We start from the raw sequence: 19,069 nt of genomic DNA on the forward strand, positions 1-19,069 counted from the left end.
CCCCTCGCAACGCGACAAGTTGCAAACAAGGGTTTGTACCACGTGTGTTCCAGGCGCTCAAGCGTGGATCTGCGGTCTTACGGCTCTTGCGTGTGCAAGGCTCGTCGGCGCCGAGCTCCGACGAGCCGCAGTCAGGGCGCGACGCAGCACGCGTCATGTTCGAGCAGCTCGGGGGGCTCTGGGCGAGCGGCAAGCATGGCGAACGGCCACCCGACCACGTCAGGCTGAAGCGCACCGCGAACGCCGACGCCGACGCCGGCGCCGACGAAGCGCGGCTCAGGATGTGCGTCTGCCCGATCATCGGGAACCACGCGATGTCGGACTTCGAGGGGCCGGCGGGCGTCACCCTCGCGGAAGCGGAAACGGAAGAGGAGGCGGGCGTTCACCGGCCGCAGTCGTTCGAGGCGAGCGGCGCACGCATCCCGCTCCGCGCACGCGACCTGCGGGCGACGCGACCTTCGTCACCGTGAAGCTCAGAAGACCGAAAGCCCGACACCCCCTGGGTCGTCGGGCTTTCGAGCATCTATCCGGTGCGGCTCCTTCGATTGTACCAGCCGTACCAGCCAGCCTCTCGGGCTGGCTTCCTCAACCATCTCGGGTGGGCCATGAAGGACTTGAACCTTCAGCCAATGGATTAAGAGTCCACTGCTCTACCAATTGAGCTAATGGCCCGAGTGAATTGTCAAACCGACTGAACCTGGAGCGGCTCCCGGGATCTCGCCGGAACGCTTGCGTCGCCCGTTGAGCCCGGCACGCCCGGCCTGATTCGAACAGGCGACTTTCGGATTCGAAGTCCGACGCTCTATCCAGCTGAGCTACGGGCGCTCCTGCGCGCCCCTCGGCGGGGCTCGCGGAACGCTTCTAACCGCACCGGCGGCGATATGTCAAGGCGTTGTAGCGACATGATGCGCAATTTTTAGGCCGCCCCACCCCGCAGAGCCCGGGCGGACGTGCGCGCCGGGGACACATCCAGGCTCCTCCCCCGTGAGGCGCGCCGTCGTCCACCAGCACCTGCCGCGCGGCCACGGCCTGCCAGCGGCACGCCCTCCCGGGGCGCACCTGGGTCGACGCGGCGGCGCCGGGCCCGGGGCGGCTGCCTCCTGGTCTCCTGCTCGCGGCGCGGCTGCGCCTTGCCCGGCCGGCCGTGAAAGAAGTTCTCTGTCCGCGGCGCCGCAAGGTAGGGTCCGCTCCGCCATGCCGCTGCTCCGCCCGCTCTCTCGGCGCTGCCTCGCGTCGCGAGGCCCCATCGCCGCGCTCCTCCTCGCCCTCTCGCTCGCCGCGCCGGCCCAGGGCGCCCCCGTGACGGGCGCGCAGCCGGCCGCGGCCGAGCAGCAGCCGGGCAAGCGCCAGCAGAACAAGCGCCGCGCCGCGCGGCGGAGCTCGGCCGACGGCGAAGGTGAAGCTCGGGCGGCGCGCGGCGCCCGATCCAAGGAGAAGGCCCAGGAACGCGCCGGCAAGAAGCGCGCGGCGCGACGCGACGACGCGTCCCGCGCGGAGCGCCGAGGCGCCGACGCCGACGAGCGGAAGCCGCTGTCGAAGGGCGCTCCCAACCGCGGGCGGCTGACCGGCGCCGTGCGGCTCCGATCGTCGAGGCACCTCAAGACGCGCGAGGGCGCCAGGACATGGGGGCTGCCCGTGCTCGTGAAGACCCTGCGGCGCGCCGCCTTCCAGGTGGCCAAGAAGCACGGCGACTCCGCGCTGCTCGTCGGCGACCTCTCGGCCAGGACGGGCGGCGCGCTCGACGGGCACAACTCCCACCAGACGGGGCGCGACGCCGACGTCGGTTTCTACGTCATCAACTCGAAGGGCAAGAACCTCCGCACGGACCGGTTCGTGGCGTTCGACGACGAGGGCAACGCCATCGGCCTCCCCGGCGCGCGGTTCGACGACGCGCGCAACTGGGCGCTCGTCCAGGCGCTGCTCGAGGATCGGCAAGCGGGCGTCAAATACCTCTTCGTGACCGACGCGCTGCGGGCGCGGCTGCTCGCCCACGCCGCGAAGAAGCGCGTCCCGGCAGACCTCCGGGCCCGGGCCGCTGCCGCGATGATGAGCCCGAGGGACGCCGACCTGCACAACGACCACTTCCACATCCGCGTGATGTGCCCCCCGTCGATGCGCGGCGCCTGCATCGAGGAGTCGCTGGCCCGCCCCGCGTGCGCCGCCGATGAAGCGAAGCAGCCGCGCGCCTCCGCGACGCCCGCGGCGACGGAGGCGGACATCTACGGCGTGCCCTCCACGGCGGCGCCTGCGGCGGCCGACGGAGCGCGCGCTGCAGCCGCACCGGCGGCCGCGAACGCCCCCGCCTCAGCCGCGCCGGCGGCCGCGACCACGCCGCCCGCAGCGGCCGCGGGCGGTCGCTCAATCGCCGCGCCCGCGCCCGCGCCCCGCTGACGTCCGCCCGCGCTCAGACCCCCGGCGCGACCCCAGCCGGCGCCTCGCCGTCCGCGATCTCCACGACGACCGGCGCGTGATCGGACGGGCGCTGGAGCTCGCGCGGGCGCGTGTCGATCGACACATCGGTGCACCGCGCGGCGAGCGGGCGCGTCAAGAGCGCCAGATCGATGCGGAGGCCCTTGTTGCGCCTGAACGCACCCATCCGGTAATCCCACCAGCTGTACGCCTCCTTGGCGGGGTGGCAGGCGCGGAACGCGTCCACGAGCCCCCACTCCATCAGGCGGCCGAGCGCGGCCCGCTCGTCCGGATGGAAGAGCACCTGCCCCTCCCACTTCTTCGGCTCGGCGACGTCGATCGCCTCGGGCGCTACGTTGAAATCACCGCAGATCATGATCTGCTGATCCGGGCGGTAGCGGGCCTCGAACTCGCTCCGCAGGCGCTCCAGCCACGCGAGCTTGTAGGCGAAGGCCGGCGTGCCCACCGCCTGGCCGTTGGGCACGTAGACGTTGATGACCCGGATCCCCTCGATCGTCGCCGCCAGCATCCGCCGTGCGACGTCCTGCTCATCGCCGTCGAGGCCCTTCTTCACGTCGTCGACCGAGAGGCCGAAGCGCGTGGCGATCGCGACCCCGTTGTAGGACTTCTGGCCGAAGATGACCGAGCGATAGCCCACCTCGGAGAGCGCGGCCTCGGGGAAGCTGCCGTCCTCGACCTTCGTCTCCTGCATGCAAACGACGTCGGGCGCGGCGCGGACCAGCCAGCTCGTGAGCTGCTCGAGCCGCGTGCGGATGGAGTTCACGTTCCAGGACGCGATGCGCATAGGTCCTCCGGGCGATAGCGGATGAAGAGCCGGGCGGGAAGCCTGGTCCAGGGGCACGCGCGGGGTCCACGGCGCCCGATCACAAGGCCTCCCGGATCACGTCGAAGAGGCCCTCCGGATCGTCGACATGGAGCCAGTGGCCGGCGCGCGGCAGGACGTGGACCGAGAGCCAGGGCGCACGCGCCGCGAGCGCCTCGAAGCGGCCGCGCGAGGCCGGCGAGATCGACGCGGAGCGGCCGCCGAGCACGACATGGATGTGCCGCTCCTCCACGCCCGGCACGCCCGGGCCGGCCGGCGCCGGCGGGTCCTCCAGGACGTGCCACAGATCGCGGGCGAAATAGTCGGTGAGCAGCGCGTCCAGGATGTCGAGGTCGAGCCGGATGCGAAAGCCGTCGCCCTCGCGGCGGACGTTCATCGCCAGCCAGTCCGCGATGCCGCGGCTGAACCCGGCGGCGTGCACCGCCTCGAGGAACGCCTCGCGCGACGGGATCGGCTGCGGGATCGCGCGGAGCATCGCGAGCACGCCGGGGCTCTCCGATCCGCTCTCACCGGCGGGCCTCGCGCTCGGATCGGCGTCGAGGATGAAGCCGCGCTCGATCCCCGTCGTCCGGCGCTCGAGGTAGGCGAGCGCCACCTTGCCGCCGAACGAATGGCCCATCACGCCGCGGATATCGAGGCCGAGGCGGTCGCCCAGCCGGAGCAGATCGTCTGCGGCCGCCGCGATGGTGTGGGGTGCAGGCGGGCTCTGCGACATGCCGTGGGCCCGCAGGTCGACAAGGATGAACCCCCACGGCCGGGCGGCGGCGCCAGGCGCGCCCCCGGCGGATTGCGCCTCGGCGAGGCGCCGGACGAAGGTGCGCCAGTTGGCGCCCGAGCCGAAGATGCCGTGCAGCACGAGCATCCAGCGGGCAGGCGCCGCGGAGGGGGCGGAGACGAGGGCGTGGTGGGGCACGAAGCCGTCGTGTGCGTTCATGGCTCTCCGGACCGCGCGAGCGCGCGGCCTGCGCCTAGCGCTAGCATGGACCCATGGCCAAGAAGCCCCCCATCGCGCCGCCGAGCGCGGACGCCACGGAAGACGAGGGCATCCAGCCGGCGAAGCCCGCGCGGTTTCACGGATCGGCGCTCGCCGGGGCCAGCTTCGACGACGTCGACCTTCGCGACGCGCGCCTGCACAACGTCTCGCTCGCGGGGGCCGAGCTCGACGACGTCGACCTGCGCGACGCGCGCCTGCACAACGCCTCGCTCGCGGGGGCCAAGCTCGACGACGTCGACCTGCGCGACGCGCGCCTGCACAACGTCTCGCTCGCGAAGGCCGAGCTCGACGATGTCGATCTGCGGGACGCGCGCCTGCACAACGCGACCCTCGCCGGCGCTTCGCTCGACGACATCTCTCTCGCCGGCGCGCGCATCAATGACGCCGACGCCGCCGCGACCCGCTGGTCCGACGCGAGCCTGCGCCGCGCTCGCTTCGAGGGGTCGGACCTCCGCGAGGTCGAGATCGTCGGCTGCGCGATCGACGGGCTCACCATCGACGGCGTGCGGATCGATCGCCTGCTCGAGGAGGCGAAGGCTCGATCACACGCGAGCCAGGCCCCGAAGGCCACCGAGAAGGAAGCGCCGACGAAGAAGCCGAAAAAGGAGCGGAAACCGTAGCGCCCCACCCGCGGAGCGAGCGGGCAGCGCCCCGCGCGACAGCGGGCGGTTACGCCTCGATGAGCCCGGTGCGGACCGCGATGCGGGTCAGCTCGACCGCGCTCTTGCACCCGAGCTTCGCGTAGATGCGCACGCGGTGGGTCTCCACCGTCTTCGGGCTGATCGTCAGCCGCGCGGCCGTCTCGCGCGTCGACACGCCGGCCGCGAGCAGCCGCAGGACCTGGCGCTCGCGCGGCGTCAGCGCGTCGAGACCACCGGAGCCCTCGCTCGCCGGCTTGCGCATCGCGCGCACCACGGCCCCCGCGATGCTCGAGGAGAGCGGCGCTCCCCCGGTCGCGATCCGGCGGATGCCCTCGATGACCTCCTCGAGCTTCGAGGTCTTCACGAGATACCCCTGCGCGCCCGCGCGGAGCGCCTCGGCGACGCGGAACTCGTCGTCATAGCCGCTCAACACGAGGAGCTTCGCCTGCGGCAGCTGCGCTCTCAGCGCCCCGAGGAGCTCGATGCCGTCCCGGTCGGGGATGTTGAGATCGACGAGCACGACGTCCGGCTTGCAGCTCGCCGTCTCGCGCAGCGCATCGGCCGCCGTCCCGGCCTGGCCCACGACGACCATGTCGGGCTCGTCCGAGAGCGCTCGAGCGAAGCCTTCGCGAACGACGGGGTGATCGTCGATCAGATAGATGTGCAGCTTGCTAGCAGGGGTTTCCGCCATGATGACCACAGGGGGATTGGAGTGTCCTTCAGACCACAATTCGATACCCGTGAGCAGTTCAAGTCAAGCTGCTCGGGTCGTCCTGGGAGGAACCTTACAGGGGTATCAGGTGCTCAACGATCTGCAAGGAGCGGCGCGGCGGCAAGCCCAATTGGTGAGGAAAACTCCGTCCTGAGCGAGTTTCGGAGCTCGACGGAGATCCGCGCGACGTGGAATGCGCAACGGTGGACGTGACGGAAGGTGCAACGATGCGCCCGGAGCGGCCTGCGCATGCGGTCGCGGCGAGCGTCTGGTATCCTTCGCGCGCCTCATGCGCCGGAATGGCCAGCGATCCAGGGGAATACGATGAGCTCGCCGGTCCCCGCTCCCGGCCCGGCCGCCACCTCGCCCTCGCCGCGCGCGCCCGCGGAGATCTTCGTCGTCGATGACGACCCCGCGCTCGTCGAGTCGCTGCTCGACCTGCTCTCCGACGAGGGCTACCGGGTTCAGGGCTTCACGCGACCGCTGGAGGCGCTCGAGCGCCTCGCCCGCGGCGCGCGACCGCGGGCGGTCCTGCTCGACTACGTGATGCCCGAGATGACCGGCGAGGAGTTCCTCGCCGCGCTCGCCGCCGCGGGCGTCGAGGTGCCCGTCCTCCTGCTCTCCGGCGTGAACGAGCCCAACATCCGCGGCGCCGTGGCCGGCGTGCTGGCGAAGCCCTTCGACGTCGACCGGCTCCTCGTCGTGCTCGAGCGCCTGACCGGCGCCGTGCAACGCTAGCGCACCGGCGCCGCGACCCGCCGATCCCGGCTCGCACAGGCGCGGCGGCACGCTCCTCGCGTCCCGTGGGTCCAGGAGAAGCCGAGGATGTCGTCGCTGCTCGCAGAAGAGAGCGCCACCGGGCCAGCCGTCCTCGCGCGAGGCGGATCGGGCAGCCCCGCCATCGCGAACGCGCCGGCGTCCGCGATCAAGCTGCCGGCCGAGCTGCACCACCGCTTCCGCTTCATCGCGATCGACGCGGGCCTCCTCGGGGAGGCGGTCGACGGCGCCGCGGCGCTGCTCGACGCGCTGCTCGCGATGGGGGTGCGCGTGGCGCTCTTCACCGACGAGGCCGTGCCCCACCTCGCGCGGCGGCTCGCTCGCGGCGTGCGCGCCGAGAACCGCAGGCGGCTCTTCCTCGGCGCGCTGGACGGCGCGGAGCTCCACGGCTTCGATCGCCGCGGCGCCGCGGTCGCGCTCGCCGCCCGCGCGGAGCCGGACGGGCGCTCCGCCGTCGCCGCGCTGCTCGCTCAGGTGATCGCGCCGCTCCGCATCGAGCCGCACGATCGGCTCGCGATCTCGCCGGAATCGAGGGAATCGCGCGACGGCGCGACGGCCGGAGGGGCGCGCGGGCTCCGCGACGCGCCGGAGCTCGCGGGCGCCGTCCACGCGACGGCCGGCGCGCAGCGGCTGTCCGAGATCCTCGCGCTCCAGCGGGATCTCGACCGTGAGCTCGGCCCGCTCGCGGCGCCCCGCGACGCCGCGTGGGTCATCGAGGAGCCGGGGTTCGACGTCGCGCGCGAGCACGAGATCGAGTCGCTGCTCGCGATCGCCAACGGCTACCTCGGCTCGCGCGCGTCGCTGCCGGAGGGGTCGAGGGTGTCGCGGCCGGCCACGTTCATCGCGGGCGCCTTCGAGCCCTCGGCCGACGTGAGCCGCGTGCCGGAGCTCGTCATCGCCCCCGACTGGGGCCGGCTGAACGTCGCCATCGAGGGCGAGCCGTTCTCCGCGGAGACGAGCGGCGTGCTGCACCACCACCGCGCCCTCGACATGCGGCGCGGCGTGCTGCTGCGCGAGGTCCTGCGGCGCGACGAGGGAGGCCACCTCATACACCTGCACACGCTCCACGCGGCGTCCCTCGCGAACCGCCACGTCCTCATGGAGGCGCTCAGCATTGCCCCCCTCAACTTCACCGGGACGATCCGCGTCGACGCGATCCTGAGCGGCGACGTGAAGAGCGCGAGCGGCGCGGCGCACTGGGCCGGCTTCGCGGCGGACGCGAGCGCGAAGAGCCTGCTCCTCGTCGGGCACACGCACGGCGGGCTCGTGACCGCGATGACCTCGCACCTGCGGGAGCTCCCGGAGCAGGCCGCGGAGTGCTCGTCCCCGCCCGAGCTCCTCGAGGGCGCGCGCTGCGAGCGCACCGCAGGCGCGCGATCGATCGCCGAGCGCTGCGACGTCGGCGTCCGCGTCGCCGAGCCGCGCCGCCTCTTCCGGACGACGACGCTGCACACGTCGCGCGACACGCCCACGCCGCGCGAGGCGGGAGAGGCGCTCCAGGCCGAGCTGTCGAGCCGCACCACGGCCGGCCTGCTCGGCGAGCACACGCGGGCGTGGGCGGAGCGCTGGCGCCACGCCGACGTCGAGATCGACGGCGCTCCCAAGATCGAGCGGGCGCTCCGGTTCGCCCTGTATCACCTCATCGGCGCGGCGAACCCGGACGACCCGCGCTGCTCCATCGGCGCGCGCGGGCTCAGCGGGGAGGCGTACCGCGGCCACGTCTTCTGGGATACCGAGACCTTCCTCGTCCCGTTCTACACGCACTGTTACCCCGAGGCCGCCCGCGCGCTGCTCCTCTACAGGCACCGCACCCTCGCCGGCGCGCGCCGCAAGGCGAAGGCGCTCGGCTACGAGGGCGCGCTCTACGCGTGGGAGTCGGCGGACACGGGCGACGAGACGACGCCGCCGCTGGTCGTCACGCCGTTCGGCGAGGTGGTCCGGGTGCTCTCCGGCGAGCAGGAGCACCACATCAGCGCCGACATCGCGTACGCGGTGCACGCGTACGTCCGCGCGACCGGCGATCTCGACTTCCAGCGCGGCGAGGGGGCCGAGATCCTGATCGAGACGGCGCGCTTCTGGGCGAGCCGCGCCGAGCTCGGACCGGATGGCCACGCCCACATCCGGCGGGTGATCGGGCCGGACGAGTACCACGAGACGGTGGACGACAACGCGTTCACGAACTGGATGGCGCGGTACAACCTCCGCGTCGCCGCCGCGATCGTCCGGCGCAACGTCGCGCGCGCGGACGTGCTCGCGCGGCTCGACCTCCGGCCCGACGAGCCCGACCGCTGGTGCGACATCGCCGACCGCATGTTCCTCGGGATCGACCCGCAGACCGGCCTGATCGAGCAGTTCGCGGGCTACTTCGGCCTCGCGCCGTTCTCCATCGCCGACTACGCCGTGCGCAGCGCGCCGGTCGACGTCTTGCTCGGGCGCGAGCGGACGCAGGCCTGCCAGGTGGTGAAGCAAGCGGACGTCGTGCAGCTCATCGCGCTGCTCTGGAGCGCGGTGCCCGCGAGCGCCCGGCGCGACAACTTCCTCTACTACGAGCCGCGCACCGCCCACGGCAGCTCGCTGAGCCCCAGCGCCCACGCGCTCGTCGCCGCCCGGCTCGATCTCCACGCCCACGCCGAGCGCTACTTCGAGCAGACCGCCGACATCGACCTCGGCAACACGATGGGCAACTCCGCGGGCGGCGTGCACATCGCCGCCATGGGCGGCCTCTGGCAAGCCGTCGCGTTCGGCGTGGCCGGCGTCACGCGCGTGCCGCGGAGCGCGCTCTCGGAGGCGCTCCCCCACGCGCCGCCGTGCCCCGACGAGGACGAGGCGATCGGGATCGAGCCACACCTCCTGCCGGGCTGGCGCCACCTCAAGATCCCGATCACCTGGCGAGGCCGCGCGCTCGAGATCCACGTGGAGGATGGGGCGGTCGAGGTCGCGCTGGAGGGGAGCGCGCCGCTGCCGATCTGCCTGCTCGACGCGGGCACGCCCGCCTGCGCTGTGCTGGCGGAGCCGGGCCGCCGCTATGCGACGCGGCGGCTGGGTGACCGCGTCACGCCATGGGAGGAGGTCACGACATGCTGAGCGCTGCGCGCGATGGGACCCTCGGCGAACGCGGAGCGATGTCCGAGCCGGCCTCGACGGCCGAGCCGCCCCTCGGAGCGCACGGGGGGGCGCGCGACGAGCGCGACGAGCCCGCGCCGGAGAGCGGCGCGCGGAGCAGGAATGTGCTCGTCGCGCTCCACGGCCGCCGCGGCCACCTCGGCGCCCTCGAGCTCGGGCGGCTCATCGCGGGCGCGTTCCGCGCGCCGCTGCACGGGCTCATCGTCGGCGCAGGCCCGATCGAGGCGAGCGAGGTGCCTGCTCACCTCGGGATCGCCGCGGAGGCGCTGCGGGGCGTGGTGCTGCACGTCGAGGCGAGCGAGGATCCCCCGGGCGCGCTCGCGTCGGCGACGAAGAGCCGCGGCGCCGCAGTCCTGGTCGTGGCGCCCGAGCCGGAGGAGCTCATGGACGAGCGCCTGGGCGTCGGCCGGCTCGCCGCGGGCGCGCTGGAGGCCGTCATGAGCGGCGTCGTCGTCGTCATCGCCCCGACGAACCGACCGTCGACTCGGCTACGGCGCATCCTGCTTCCGCTCGACGGCACCCCCAGCACGGCCGCCTCGATCACCCCCGCCGGAGAGCTCGCCCGCAGGCTCGGCGCGGAGCTCGACATCGTGATGGTCGGCTGCGCCTCGCCGCGGAAGGAGGCGACGAACGACGGACCGCCCGTCTCGACGCCGGTGCCATTCGAGCCGGGCACGATGGCGGCGCCCCTCTACGTCGATCAGCCTCAGCACGAGTGGGCCGCGTTCACCGAGGAGTTCCTGGCCCGATTCCTGAGCGCGATCGGTCATTGCCCTCACGACGTCGCAACGCGGTTCTTCCTCGGCAAGGGCGAGCCGGCGGCGGAGATCCTGCGGTTCGCCGAGCAGCTGGCGAGCGATCTCGTGGTGCTGGTCTGGCACGGGCACCTCGAGGATCACCACGGCAGCGTCTTCCGCGACGTGCTGAGCGGCGCCCCGTGCCCGGTGATGGTCCTGCGCCGATAGAGCGCGCTCACCGGCGCGAATCGACGTGAATCGACGTGAATCGACGTGAATCGACGTGAATCGGCGCAAATCCGCCCGTAGGCGAGCGCCCCGCCGGGCGGGCTCCACGCCAACGACCGGCGAAAGGCGCTATGGTGCGCCGCCATGGTCTCCCGGAAGCTGCCCCCCAGCGAGTGTCGCAAGATCGTAGAGCCGCAGAGCTTCCGCTTCTCCACGACGGAGGAGGTCGCGCCGCTCTCGGCGGGCATCGGCTCGCAGGAGCGCGCCCTCGCCGCGCTCGCCTTCGGCCTCGACATCCGCCAGCCCCGCTTCCACGTCGTCGTCGTCGGCGCGCCCGGCACGGGCCGCACGTTCTGCGCGCGCGCCGTCGCGAAGCGCATCGCGGCGAGCCGCCCCACGCCCGACGACATCCTCCTCCTGCCGAACCCGCACCGCCCGAGCGAGCCGACGGTCCTGTCGCTGCCGCCGGGCGAGGGGCGCCCCTTCGTCGAGGCGATGGAGGAGCTGCACGAGAAGCTCGTCGACGCCCTGCGCGGCGCGACCGAGGGCGAGCGCTTCAAGCAGGCGCGCGGCAAGATCCAGCGCCGGGTGAACGCGGAGGAGCGGCGGCTCGAGGAGCAGCTCAAGGCCGCGGCGCGCGAGCTCGGCCTCGACCTCGTGCGCGGCGAGGACGAGGTGCAGATCACCTCGATCGAGGACGCCGCCAACGCGCCGGACGGCGAGGCCCTGCTCGCCATCGCCGGCTCCATCGAGGAGTTCGAGATGCGGCTCGCCACCGTGCAGGACGAGGCCGACGTCGAGCTGCGCGGCGTCGTGAAGCAGCTGCTCAGCGACGGGGTGAAGGCCTGCTTCCAGCCCGTGCGCGCGCGCTTCGAGGGGCGCAATGACATCAGCGCCTTCCTCGCGGACGTCGAGACGGTCGTGTCGAAGGAGTTCCGCCTGCTCGTCGACGAGGCGCGCGGCGAGGAGGGCGGCGCCACCCTCCCGCGCGGCGTTGTCGTCCCGACGCTCCTCACGGAGCACACGCCCGACTCGGGCGCCCCGGTCGTCGACGTCCCCTACCCCACGCTGACCGCCCTGTTCGGCCGCACCCACGCGCCGCCCGACTCCGGCTTCCCGCCGGAGCCCGGCTTCGCCGTCGCGGGCGCCCTCCACGAGGCGGCCGGCGGCTTCCTCATCCTGCCCGCGGGCGCGCTCCTCAAGAACGAGGCGCTCTACGAGCAGCTCAAGGCCTGCCTCCTCGCGGGCAAGTTCATCGTGCCCGAGCACAACCCGTCGTACTTCCGCGGCACCGCCGAGGAGCTGCTCTTCCCGCCGATCCCCATCGACGTGAAGGTCGTCCTCGTCACGAACCCGCAGCTCTACCAGGACCTGCACGACGCCGATCCGGAGTTCTCGCAGCTCTTCAAGGTGCAGGCGCGGTTCGAGACGACGATCTCGCTCGATCAGGCGCTGCTCACGTACCCCGCGTTCCTCGCCGGCTTCGCGCACGATCGCGGCCTCCCGCCGATCACGGCCGACGGCGTGACCGCGCTCCTCTTCCACGGCGGCCGCCTCGCGGAGAGCCAGACCAAGGTGAGCGCGCAGGTCGGGCTCATCGCCGAGGTCGCGACAGAGGCCGGTTACCGGGCCCAGCGCCGCGGCCGCAAGGTGGTCGACGGCCCCGAGGTCAACGAGGCGCTCGAGGCAGCGCGGCGCCGCGGGAGCCATTTCCGCGACCACGTGCATGAGCTGCTCTCGGACGGGACGATCCGCATCGACGTGACCGGCCGGCGCGTCGGGCAGGTCAACGCCATCTCGGTCCTGTCCGACGGCCCGCAGACGTTCGGCCGCCCCTGCCGCGTGACGGCGGTCGTCTACCCGGGCCGCGAGGGCCCGGTGAACATCGCGCGCGAGGTCGAGATGTCCGGCCCGCTCCACAGCAAGGGCGTGCTGGTCCTCACGGGCTTCCTCGCGGCCCGGTTCGCCCAGCACCGCCCGCTCTCGTTCGGCGCCTCGCTCGTCTTCGAGCAGACCTACGAGCCCATCGAGGGCGACAGCGCCTCGTCGAGCGAGCTGTACGCGCTCCTGTCCGCGCTGTCCGGCGTCCCGATCCGGCAGGAGCTCGCCGTGACGGGCAGCATCGATCAGCAGGGGAGCATCCAGCCCGTGGGCGGCATCAACGAGAAGATCGAGGCCTTCTTCGATCTGTGCGCCGCCAAGGGCCTGACGGGCGAGCAGGGCGTGCTGATCCCGAGCGCGAACCGCGACGCGCTCATGCTGCGGGGCGACGTCGTGACGGCGATCGAGGCCGGCCGCTTCCACGTGTTCGAGGTGAGCTCCGTCGAGGAGGGCATCGAGATCATCACCGGCGTCGCCGCGGGCGTCGCCGACGCGGACGGAAGGTACCCGGAGGGGACCGTGTTCCACGCGGCGGACCAGCGGCTCGAGCGCTTCCACCAGGCGATCGCCGACACGCTGAAGGGCGGGACGAGCGCGGATCCTCGAAGAATGCTCAGGGAGCGCTGAAGATGAAAGCGAAGCGCACAGCCAGACCCGCGCCGATAGGCGCCGGAGCCCGCCGATGACGCGGCGGCTCATCCTGCTCGCGGCGGCCGGCGCCGCGGCGCCGCTGCTGGCGTGGGGCGCGCTCGCGCGGTGGCGTGATGCGTCGCCCTCGCTCGGCGCCGCCTGCGCGGCCGCCGCCGCGATCGCGCTGCTGGTCCTCCTCGGCGCCGCCGTCCGGCGGCGCTTCGCCGGGAGGCCCGGTCGATCCTCGCGCCAGGCGCCCGCGGCGCCTCGGCTCCCGCGGACGGGGCAGCCGGCCGCGCGCCGCGCGGAGCGCGCCCTGACGCCGCCGACCGAGCTCGACGATCCGCGGCGCGTCTACGCCTTTGCGGCCCAGGCCGTCGGCCAGTCGCTCGCCTGGGAGGGGAGCTACAAGGAGGCGGCCGCCTCGCTGCGCGACGTGCCTCGCGAGTGGATACCTCCGCAGGTTCGGATGCTCGTCATGAGCAACCTCGCCCAGTGGCAGCTCTGCGCCGGCGACATCGAGTCCGCCCGGCGGCTCCTCCCGGACCTGGACGAGGAGCGCGCGCCGGCGTCGGTGCGGCCGCTCGTGCGGGGAGCGCGCGCCGCGGTGCTCGTGCGCACCGGCGACGTCGAGGGCGCGCTCTCCCTGGTCGGCCTCCGCGATGGCGAGCGGGAAGAGCCGACCGAGGTGCGCCAGCGCTACCGCATCACCCGCGCGCACGCGCTCACCGCGCTCGGCGAGCCCGCCGCGGCGCGCGCGGAGCTCCGCCGGGTGGTCGATGACGTCGGCGTCGACGAGCTCTGCCGCTGGATCCCCGCGGGCGGGCCCGCCCGGGCCGCGATGATCGAGCTCATCGACGAGGGCTGACGGATCCGCGCGTCTCCGATCTTCCGCGCCGCCCAGGCCTGGCTCCGCCGACGAGCCGGCGTGGTGATGCGCTCCGCTCCTCGCCGCGCGCGCACGCCCTCCTCGACGCTGGCACGCCGGCGCGCCACCGCGAGGCCGCGACTCGCCAAGCGCGGATCTCGGGCCGCTCGAGTCACGCGCAACTCGGATCGTCACGCCGCGTGTCAAGCGTCATTTCCCTGGTTTGTCGCGCGGGAAGCCCCTCTCTGCCGGCTCCGGGCGCTCGAAGCGCACAGAGCGCATCGTGTGCGCTTCCCCGGGGATTCCGGTTCACGGTGGGGGGAGCCACGTTGCGAGCGGCTGGCGGCTGGTAGAAAAAGGATGCTGTACGCAAAGTGCATCGGGCCAGGTAGCCTTTTCGCGTCGACCGGGGGAGAACGCATGCCAACCTGTATGGGTGGCCAATGAGGGTGGAGGCGCCACGGGGGGTGATCGGCGGGTGTTGCACCGGTTCAACCAGCCCAGCGCGCCCCATCCTGGCGACTCCCCTCGCTCACAGGAGCCCGCCCCGGAGGCTCCCGTGAACCGCCCAGCGGACACGCCGTCCCATCGCATCCTCATCGTCGACGACAGCCCCACGTACCTGAACCAGGTCGCGGCGGCGATGCGCGACGAAGGCTACTTTCCGGTGCTCGCCCACTCGGGGGAGGAGGCGCTCGCGCGGCTCACGGTGGCGCGCGTCGACGGCATTCTGCTCGACATGGTGATGCCGGGTCTGTCGGGCCCGGCCACGTGCCTCCGCATCAAGGCGAACGCCTCGTGGCGGCCGATCCCGCTGTTGATGCTCACCGGCCGCGATGACCACAAGGCGATCCTCGACGCCCTCTCGGCCGGCGCCGACGATTTCGTGACGAAGACGGGCGAGCTCACGGTGCTGAAGGCGCGCCTGCGCGCCCAGCTGCGCAGGAAGCATTACGAGGACGAGAACCGCAGGATGCGCGAGCTCCTCCTGCGCCGGGAGATGGAGGCGGCGGAGGCGCGCGCCGACCGGCGCCTCAAGCAGAGCGAGGAGCGGTTCCGGCTCATCGTGGAGGGCGTCCAGGACTACGCCATCTTCATGCTCGACCCCGCCGGGCGCATCGCCAGCTGGAACCCGGGCGCCGAGCGCATCAACGGCTACCGCGCCGACGAGATCATCGGCTGTCACTGCTCGGTCCTCTTCCCGCCGGAGGACGTCGAGCTCGGCAGGCCCGCCGCGGAGCTCGATTCCACCGTCGAGACCGGCCGCTCGATCCAGGAGGGGTACCGCGTCCGCAAGGACGGCACCCGCTACTGGGCGAACGAGGTGATCAGCGTGCTCTTCGACGAGGCCGGGCAGCTGCGCGGCTTCGCGAAGGTCACCCGCGACGTGACGGAGCGCCGCCGCGTCCACGAGGCGCAGCGCATCCTCGTCTCCGCCGGGCAGATCCTCGGCGAGTCGCTCGATTTCGAGGAGACGCTGCGGCGCGTGGTCCGCGTCGCGCTCCCCGACTTCGCTTCGATCTGCGTGCTCCTGCTGCAGGACGAGTCCGGCGCGATCGATCGGCAGGTGACCGCGCACGCGGATCCGTCGATGGCGATGGCGACCGAGCTGCTCGGCAGGATCACGGCCGACTCTGCCGGGCGGGGCATCGGCAGGGTCCTGCGCACGGCGCAGCCGGAGCTCATCCCCAAGGTGACCGACTCCTTCGTCCGCGCGATCTCGTTCGATCAGGCGCACTACGAGGCGCTGCGCTCGCTCTCGCTCGCCTCGCACCTCACGGTCCCGCTGACGGCGCGCGGCCGCACGCTGGGCACGCTCTCGTTCGCCTCGACGCACCGGCGCTACGACGCCGTCGATCTCGACCTCGCGCAGGATCTCGCGCGGCGCGCGGCGCTGGCCGTCGACAACGCCCGGCTCTACCGGGAGGCGCAGCTCGCGGTGCGCGCGCGCGACGATTTCCTCACGATCGCCTCGCACGAGCTCCGCACGCCGCTCACGCCCATGCAGCTGCAGGTCGACGGCCTCCTGCGCGCCGGCAAGCGCGGCGGCCTCACCGCCGAGCGCGCCACGCCGCGGCTCGAGATGATCAAGCGGCAGGTCGAGCGGCTCGCCCGGCTCATCACGAACCTGCTCGACATCTCGCGCATCTCCGCGGGCCGCCTGCAGATCGAGCTCGAGGACGTCGATCTCGCGGCCACGGTGAACGAGGCGCTGGAGCGGTTCCGCGAGGAGCTCTGCTCTGCCGGCTGCCCCGTCAACCTGTCGGCCCCCGCCTCGATCGTCGGCCGGTGGGATCGCCTCCGGCTCGATCAGATCGTCACGAACCTCCTCTCGAACGCCGTCAAATACGGCGCAGGCAAGCCCATCGACGTCGCGCTGGAGGACCTCGCGGACCGCGCCCGCCTGACGGTGCGGGATCGCGGCATCGGCATCGCCCCGGAGCAGCAGGCCCGCATCTTCGAGCGCTTCGAGCGCGCCGTCTCCAGCGAGAACTACAGCGGCTTCGGCATGGGGCTGTGGATCGTGCGGCAGATCGCCGACGCGCTCGGGGCGACGATCCAGGTCGACAGCCGGCCGGGCGAGGGGGCGACCTTCACCGTCGACCTGCCGAAGGAGCCTGCCTGACGCCCTCCACGCCGCGCGCCGCGTGACTAGAGCGCCCGCCGCACCCGGCGGCGCTGTTCGATCATGTGCTGGGTGATCTGCTGCCTGCCCTCGGCGCGCTCCACCAGCGTCCACACGTTGTCGCCGCGCTCCCTGCCCGCGCAGTCGAGGAGCGCGTCGGCCGCCTGCTCGGCGGGGATGAGCCCGTCGTGTCGCCCCGGGAGCTCCACCACGGCCGCGCGCGTGCAGAGCCCGCCCATCGTGGCGAGCATCCGGCGCACGATCTCGCGGAAGACCGCCTCGTCGAACGCGTCGCGCTCGCCGGCGCCGAACAGGACGAGCTTGTCGAACGCCATGCGCGGCTTGCACGGGATCATGACGACCTCGCCGAGCTCGCCGGTGATCAGGCCCTGCCGCCTCAGCTCGGAGATCCGGCCGCCGAGCCGCCAGTCGCAGAGGCCGGCCACGCCGTGGGCCGGCCGCGCGTCGCTGAACGGGGCGCACGCGAGCACCTCCGAGTCGAGCTCGTCGAGGCTCTGCAGGTCGGGGGAGATGAACCGTAATTCCACGTGGATCAGACGCTGATGGCGCCCTTGCGGAAGTCGCTCTTCGCGATCTTCACGTTGACGCAAGCGGGCCTGCCGCACCGGAACGCCTCGTCCAGCGCGGGCCCGAGCTCCTCGACGCGCTCCACGCAGGCCCCGAAGCCGCCGAGCGCCTCGACCACGCGGTCGTACCGGGTGAAGTCGAGCGACGTCGCCGGCGCGCGGCCCTCGCCGTAGAGCTCCACCTGCCCCCGTCGGATCTGCGTCCAGGCCGCGTCGTTCCCGATCACGCTCACGACGGGGATGCCCTGGCGCACCATCGCCTCGAACTCGAGCGCGTGGAAGCCGAACGATCCGTCGCCGTACACGAGGACCACGTTGGCCTCTGGCCGCGCCAGCTTGGCCGCCATCGCGTAGCCCGGTCCCACCCCGAGGGTCCCGAGCGGGCCGGGGTCCATCCAGAGCTGCGGCCACTCGAGCTTCAGCACGTTCGCGGCCGTGGCCACGAAGTCCCCTCCGTCGCCGATGACGATGTCGTCCTTGCCGAGGCGCTTGCCGATCTCCGCGCAGACGCGCAGCGGGTTCGGCGGGTCGCCGTCGCTCGCGATCTCCGCCAGCATCTTCGCGCGCGATCGATCCTCGGCCTCGCGCACGGCCGAGAGCCACGCCGCGGCCGTCTTGTCGGGCACCTCCGCGAGCAGCTGCTCCAGGACGACGCCGCTGTCCCCGTCGATCCCGACGTCGACGCGGCGGTTTTTGCCGAGCTCGCTCCCGTCGAGATCGATCTGGACGACCTTGGCCGCCGGGCTGATGGCGCGGCCGTACTCGAGGCGGAAGTCGAAGGGGGTCCCGAGCACCACGCAGAGGTCGGTCTGCGAGAGCGCGAAGCGGCGCGAGCGGCTCATGAGCCCCGGGTGCGCGTGGGGCAGGGCGCCGCGGGCCATGCCGTTCAGGTAGAAGGGCGCCTTCACCGCGTCGGCGAAGCGGCGCAGCGCGTCGCGCCGCGGCGACCACCGGAGCTGGCTCCCGACGATGAACATGGGCCGCTCGGCGTCCCGCAGCAGGGCCGCGGCCCGCGCGACGGCGGCCGGGTCGCCGCCGGGGCGAGGCGGGGCCGCGGGCGCGGTGGCGGGCGCGTCGTCGCCGGCGTAGTTCATCAGCAGGTCGAGCGGCATCTCGAGGAAGACCGGGCCTGGCACGTTCGCCTGGGCGATGCGGAAGGCCGAGTCCACGTACTCCTGGATGCGATCGGTCGAGGGGACGGAGACGCTCCACTTCGAGATGGGGCGCATCAGCTCGACGTGGTTCATGTCCTGCAGCGAGCCCATGTCGGCGAGGGCGCGCGGGCCGGCGCCCCCGAGGACGACCATCGGGACGCCCGCGCGCTGGGCGTTGGCGACGGCCGTCACCACGTCCGTCACGCCCGGCCCCGCGGTGACGGCGCACACCCCCGGCCTCCCGGTCACCCGCGCGTACCCGTCGGCGGCGTGTCCGGCGGTCTGCTCGTGTCGCACGTCGACCACCCGGATGCCGTCATCCAGGCACCCGTCGTAGATCGCCTGGATGTGCCCGCCGCACAGGGTGAAGAGGTGCGTCACCCCGTGTCTCGCGAGGGCCTTCGAGACAAGCCTGCCGCCGTGCACCTGCGCCATGGGGCCGGCATATACCATGTGCGACCCAGCGTCCTGCCGGCGAGCGGTCGGCTCGCGCCGCCGCCCGTGCGCGAGCGCGCCGCCCCGGCCACATCACCGGCCCGGGCCGCTCGGCGCCCGAGCCGGCGCTCCGGGGACGAGCCCCGGGGCCCCGCGTCGGCGGCCGCACGACCGTCGCGCTGGGGCGCCGCGTCGAGGTCTCCACGCCTCGAAACATCACCGGAGCTGGGGGGTCGTGTCCGCCTGAAACCCCCATTGTCCGGGTGGTAGGCAAGTGTTCTTCCTAACCTCCCGACCTCGTCTGAGCGCTCTCGGGATCAGAGCACCACCCGCTTGCTGGCGCGCGCCGCCTCCAGGATGGGTGATCCACGCTATCGCCCCATCAGGTCGGCTATCCGACCGCCGAGTAAGGACAACCCCCTT

Annotated in this window: 14 protein-coding genes and 2 tRNA genes; 9 read left to right on the forward strand and 7 right to left on the reverse strand. The window is 72.9% G+C overall.

Features of this window, described 5'->3' with window-relative positions; genetic code table 11:
• Positions 1-155 precede the first annotated feature (155 nt).
• Complete coding sequence (locus WMF44_RS43520) at positions 156-470, forward strand: hypothetical protein (RefSeq protein WP_437295932.1); 315 nt, start codon at positions 156-158, stop codon at positions 468-470.
• A 129-nt stretch (positions 471-599) separates the two neighbouring features.
• On the opposite strand, the gene WMF44_RS43525 is transcribed toward WMF44_RS43520, so the two are convergent.
• A tRNA-Lys gene (locus WMF44_RS43525) sits at positions 600-672 on the reverse strand.
• Positions 673-751: 79 nt separating this feature from the next.
• Positions 752-825 (reverse strand) — tRNA-Arg (locus WMF44_RS43530).
• 369 nt (positions 826-1,194) lie between these two features.
• Between WMF44_RS43530 and WMF44_RS43535 the strand changes: the two genes are divergently transcribed.
• Complete coding sequence (locus WMF44_RS43535; protein WP_437295933.1) at positions 1,195-2,391, forward strand: penicillin-insensitive murein endopeptidase; 1,197 nt, start codon at positions 1,195-1,197, stop codon at positions 2,389-2,391.
• 13 nt (positions 2,392-2,404) lie between these two features.
• Here the strand turns inward: WMF44_RS43535 and xth are convergent, their stop codons facing one another.
• Both xth and WMF44_RS43545 read right to left on the reverse strand, forming a co-directional pair.
• The gene (gene xth, locus WMF44_RS43540) at positions 2,405-3,214 is read right to left on the reverse strand and encodes an exodeoxyribonuclease III (protein ID WP_437295934.1); all 810 of its coding nucleotides are present in this window, start codon (positions 3,212-3,214) and stop codon (positions 2,405-2,407) included.
• A gap of 79 nt (positions 3,215-3,293) precedes the next feature.
• Entirely contained in the window at positions 3,294-4,187 is an 894-nt protein-coding gene (locus tag WMF44_RS43545) for an alpha/beta fold hydrolase (protein WP_437295935.1), read from the reverse strand.
• Positions 4,188-4,240: 53 nt separating this feature from the next.
• Here WMF44_RS43545 and WMF44_RS43550 point away from each other — a divergent pair, with 53 nt between their 5' ends.
• Positions 4,241-4,867, forward strand: a complete 627-nt coding sequence (locus tag WMF44_RS43550) for a pentapeptide repeat-containing protein (protein ID WP_437295936.1) — start codon at positions 4,241-4,243, stop codon at positions 4,865-4,867.
• A 49-nt stretch (positions 4,868-4,916) separates the two neighbouring features.
• On the opposite strand, the gene WMF44_RS43555 is transcribed toward WMF44_RS43550, so the two are convergent.
• Positions 4,917-5,579, reverse strand: coding sequence for a response regulator (locus tag WMF44_RS43555; RefSeq protein WP_044970202.1), 663 nt, complete (start codon positions 5,577-5,579; stop codon positions 4,917-4,919).
• 345 nt (positions 5,580-5,924) lie between these two features.
• Here WMF44_RS43555 and WMF44_RS43560 point away from each other — a divergent pair, with 345 nt between their 5' ends.
• The 6 genes from WMF44_RS43560 (at position 5,925) to WMF44_RS43585 (ending at position 16,470) form a co-directional block, all read left to right on the forward strand.
• Positions 5,925-6,338, forward strand: coding sequence for a response regulator (locus WMF44_RS43560; protein ID WP_437295937.1), 414 nt, complete (start codon positions 5,925-5,927; stop codon positions 6,336-6,338).
• Positions 6,339-6,425: 87 nt separating this feature from the next.
• Positions 6,426-9,461: a glycoside hydrolase family 65 protein gene (locus WMF44_RS43565; protein ID WP_437295938.1), complete on the forward strand. Its 3,036-nt coding sequence runs from the start codon at positions 6,426-6,428 to the stop codon at positions 9,459-9,461.
• Positions 9,455-10,465, forward strand: a complete 1,011-nt coding sequence (locus WMF44_RS43570) for a universal stress protein (protein ID WP_437295939.1) — start codon at positions 9,455-9,457, stop codon at positions 10,463-10,465. The genes WMF44_RS43565 and WMF44_RS43570 overlap by 7 nt, the downstream gene beginning before the upstream one ends.
• Before the next feature lie 144 nt (positions 10,466-10,609).
• Positions 10,610-12,973 carry an AAA family ATPase gene (locus WMF44_RS43575; RefSeq protein ID WP_437295940.1) on the forward strand — a complete coding sequence of 788 codons (2,364 nt, stop codon included), beginning with the start codon at positions 10,610-10,612 and terminating at the stop codon, positions 12,971-12,973.
• Positions 12,974-13,028: 55 nt separating this feature from the next.
• Positions 13,029-13,844: a hypothetical protein gene (locus WMF44_RS43580; protein ID WP_437295941.1), complete on the forward strand. Its 816-nt coding sequence runs from the start codon at positions 13,029-13,031 to the stop codon at positions 13,842-13,844.
• A gap of 559 nt (positions 13,845-14,403) precedes the next feature.
• Complete coding sequence (locus tag WMF44_RS43585) at positions 14,404-16,470, forward strand: ATP-binding protein (protein ID WP_437295942.1); 2,067 nt, start codon at positions 14,404-14,406, stop codon at positions 16,468-16,470.
• Between the two features lie 26 nt (positions 16,471-16,496).
• Here WMF44_RS43585 and WMF44_RS43590 read toward each other — a convergent pair whose 3' ends face one another.
• Both WMF44_RS43590 and WMF44_RS43595 read right to left on the reverse strand, forming a co-directional pair.
• The gene (locus WMF44_RS43590; protein ID WP_437295943.1) at positions 16,497-17,018 is read right to left on the reverse strand and encodes a M17 family peptidase N-terminal domain-containing protein; all 522 of its coding nucleotides are present in this window, start codon (positions 17,016-17,018) and stop codon (positions 16,497-16,499) included.
• Positions 17,019-17,023: 5 nt separating this feature from the next.
• The gene (locus tag WMF44_RS43595) at positions 17,024-18,646 is read right to left on the reverse strand and encodes a thiamine pyrophosphate-binding protein (RefSeq protein WP_437295944.1); all 1,623 of its coding nucleotides are present in this window, start codon (positions 18,644-18,646) and stop codon (positions 17,024-17,026) included.
• Between the last annotated feature and the right edge of the window lie 423 nt (positions 18,647-19,069).

Source organism: Sorangium sp. So ce426, assembly GCF_051475585.1.
GTDB classification, from domain to species: domain Bacteria; phylum Myxococcota_A; class Polyangia; order Polyangiales; family Polyangiaceae; genus Sorangium; species Sorangium cellulosum_B.

Coding starts and splice junctions, on each gene's coding strand:
- WMF44_RS43560 (WP_437295937.1), top strand. CDS start 5,925: ATGAGCTCGCCGGTCCCCGCTCCCGGCCCGGCCGCCACCTCGCCCTCG.
- WMF44_RS43555 (WP_044970202.1), bottom strand. CDS start 5,579: ATGGCGGAAACCCCTGCTAGCAAGCTGCACATCTATCTGATCGACGAT.
- WMF44_RS43535 (WP_437295933.1), top strand. CDS start 1,195: ATGCCGCTGCTCCGCCCGCTCTCTCGGCGCTGCCTCGCGTCGCGAGGC.
- WMF44_RS43595 (WP_437295944.1), bottom strand. CDS start 18,646: ATGGCGCAGGTGCACGGCGGCAGGCTTGTCTCGAAGGCCCTCGCGAGA.
- WMF44_RS43550 (WP_437295936.1), top strand. CDS start 4,241: ATGGCCAAGAAGCCCCCCATCGCGCCGCCGAGCGCGGACGCCACGGAA.
- WMF44_RS43575 (WP_437295940.1), top strand. CDS start 10,610: ATGGTCTCCCGGAAGCTGCCCCCCAGCGAGTGTCGCAAGATCGTAGAG.
- WMF44_RS43580 (WP_437295941.1), top strand. CDS start 13,029: ATGACGCGGCGGCTCATCCTGCTCGCGGCGGCCGGCGCCGCGGCGCCG.
- WMF44_RS43565 (WP_437295938.1), top strand. CDS start 6,426: ATGTCGTCGCTGCTCGCAGAAGAGAGCGCCACCGGGCCAGCCGTCCTC.
- WMF44_RS43570 (WP_437295939.1), top strand. CDS start 9,455: ATGCTGAGCGCTGCGCGCGATGGGACCCTCGGCGAACGCGGAGCGATG.
- WMF44_RS43520 (WP_437295932.1), top strand. CDS start 156: ATGTTCGAGCAGCTCGGGGGGCTCTGGGCGAGCGGCAAGCATGGCGAA.
- WMF44_RS43545 (WP_437295935.1), bottom strand. CDS start 4,187: ATGAACGCACACGACGGCTTCGTGCCCCACCACGCCCTCGTCTCCGCC.
- xth (WP_437295934.1), bottom strand. CDS start 3,214: ATGCGCATCGCGTCCTGGAACGTGAACTCCATCCGCACGCGGCTCGAG.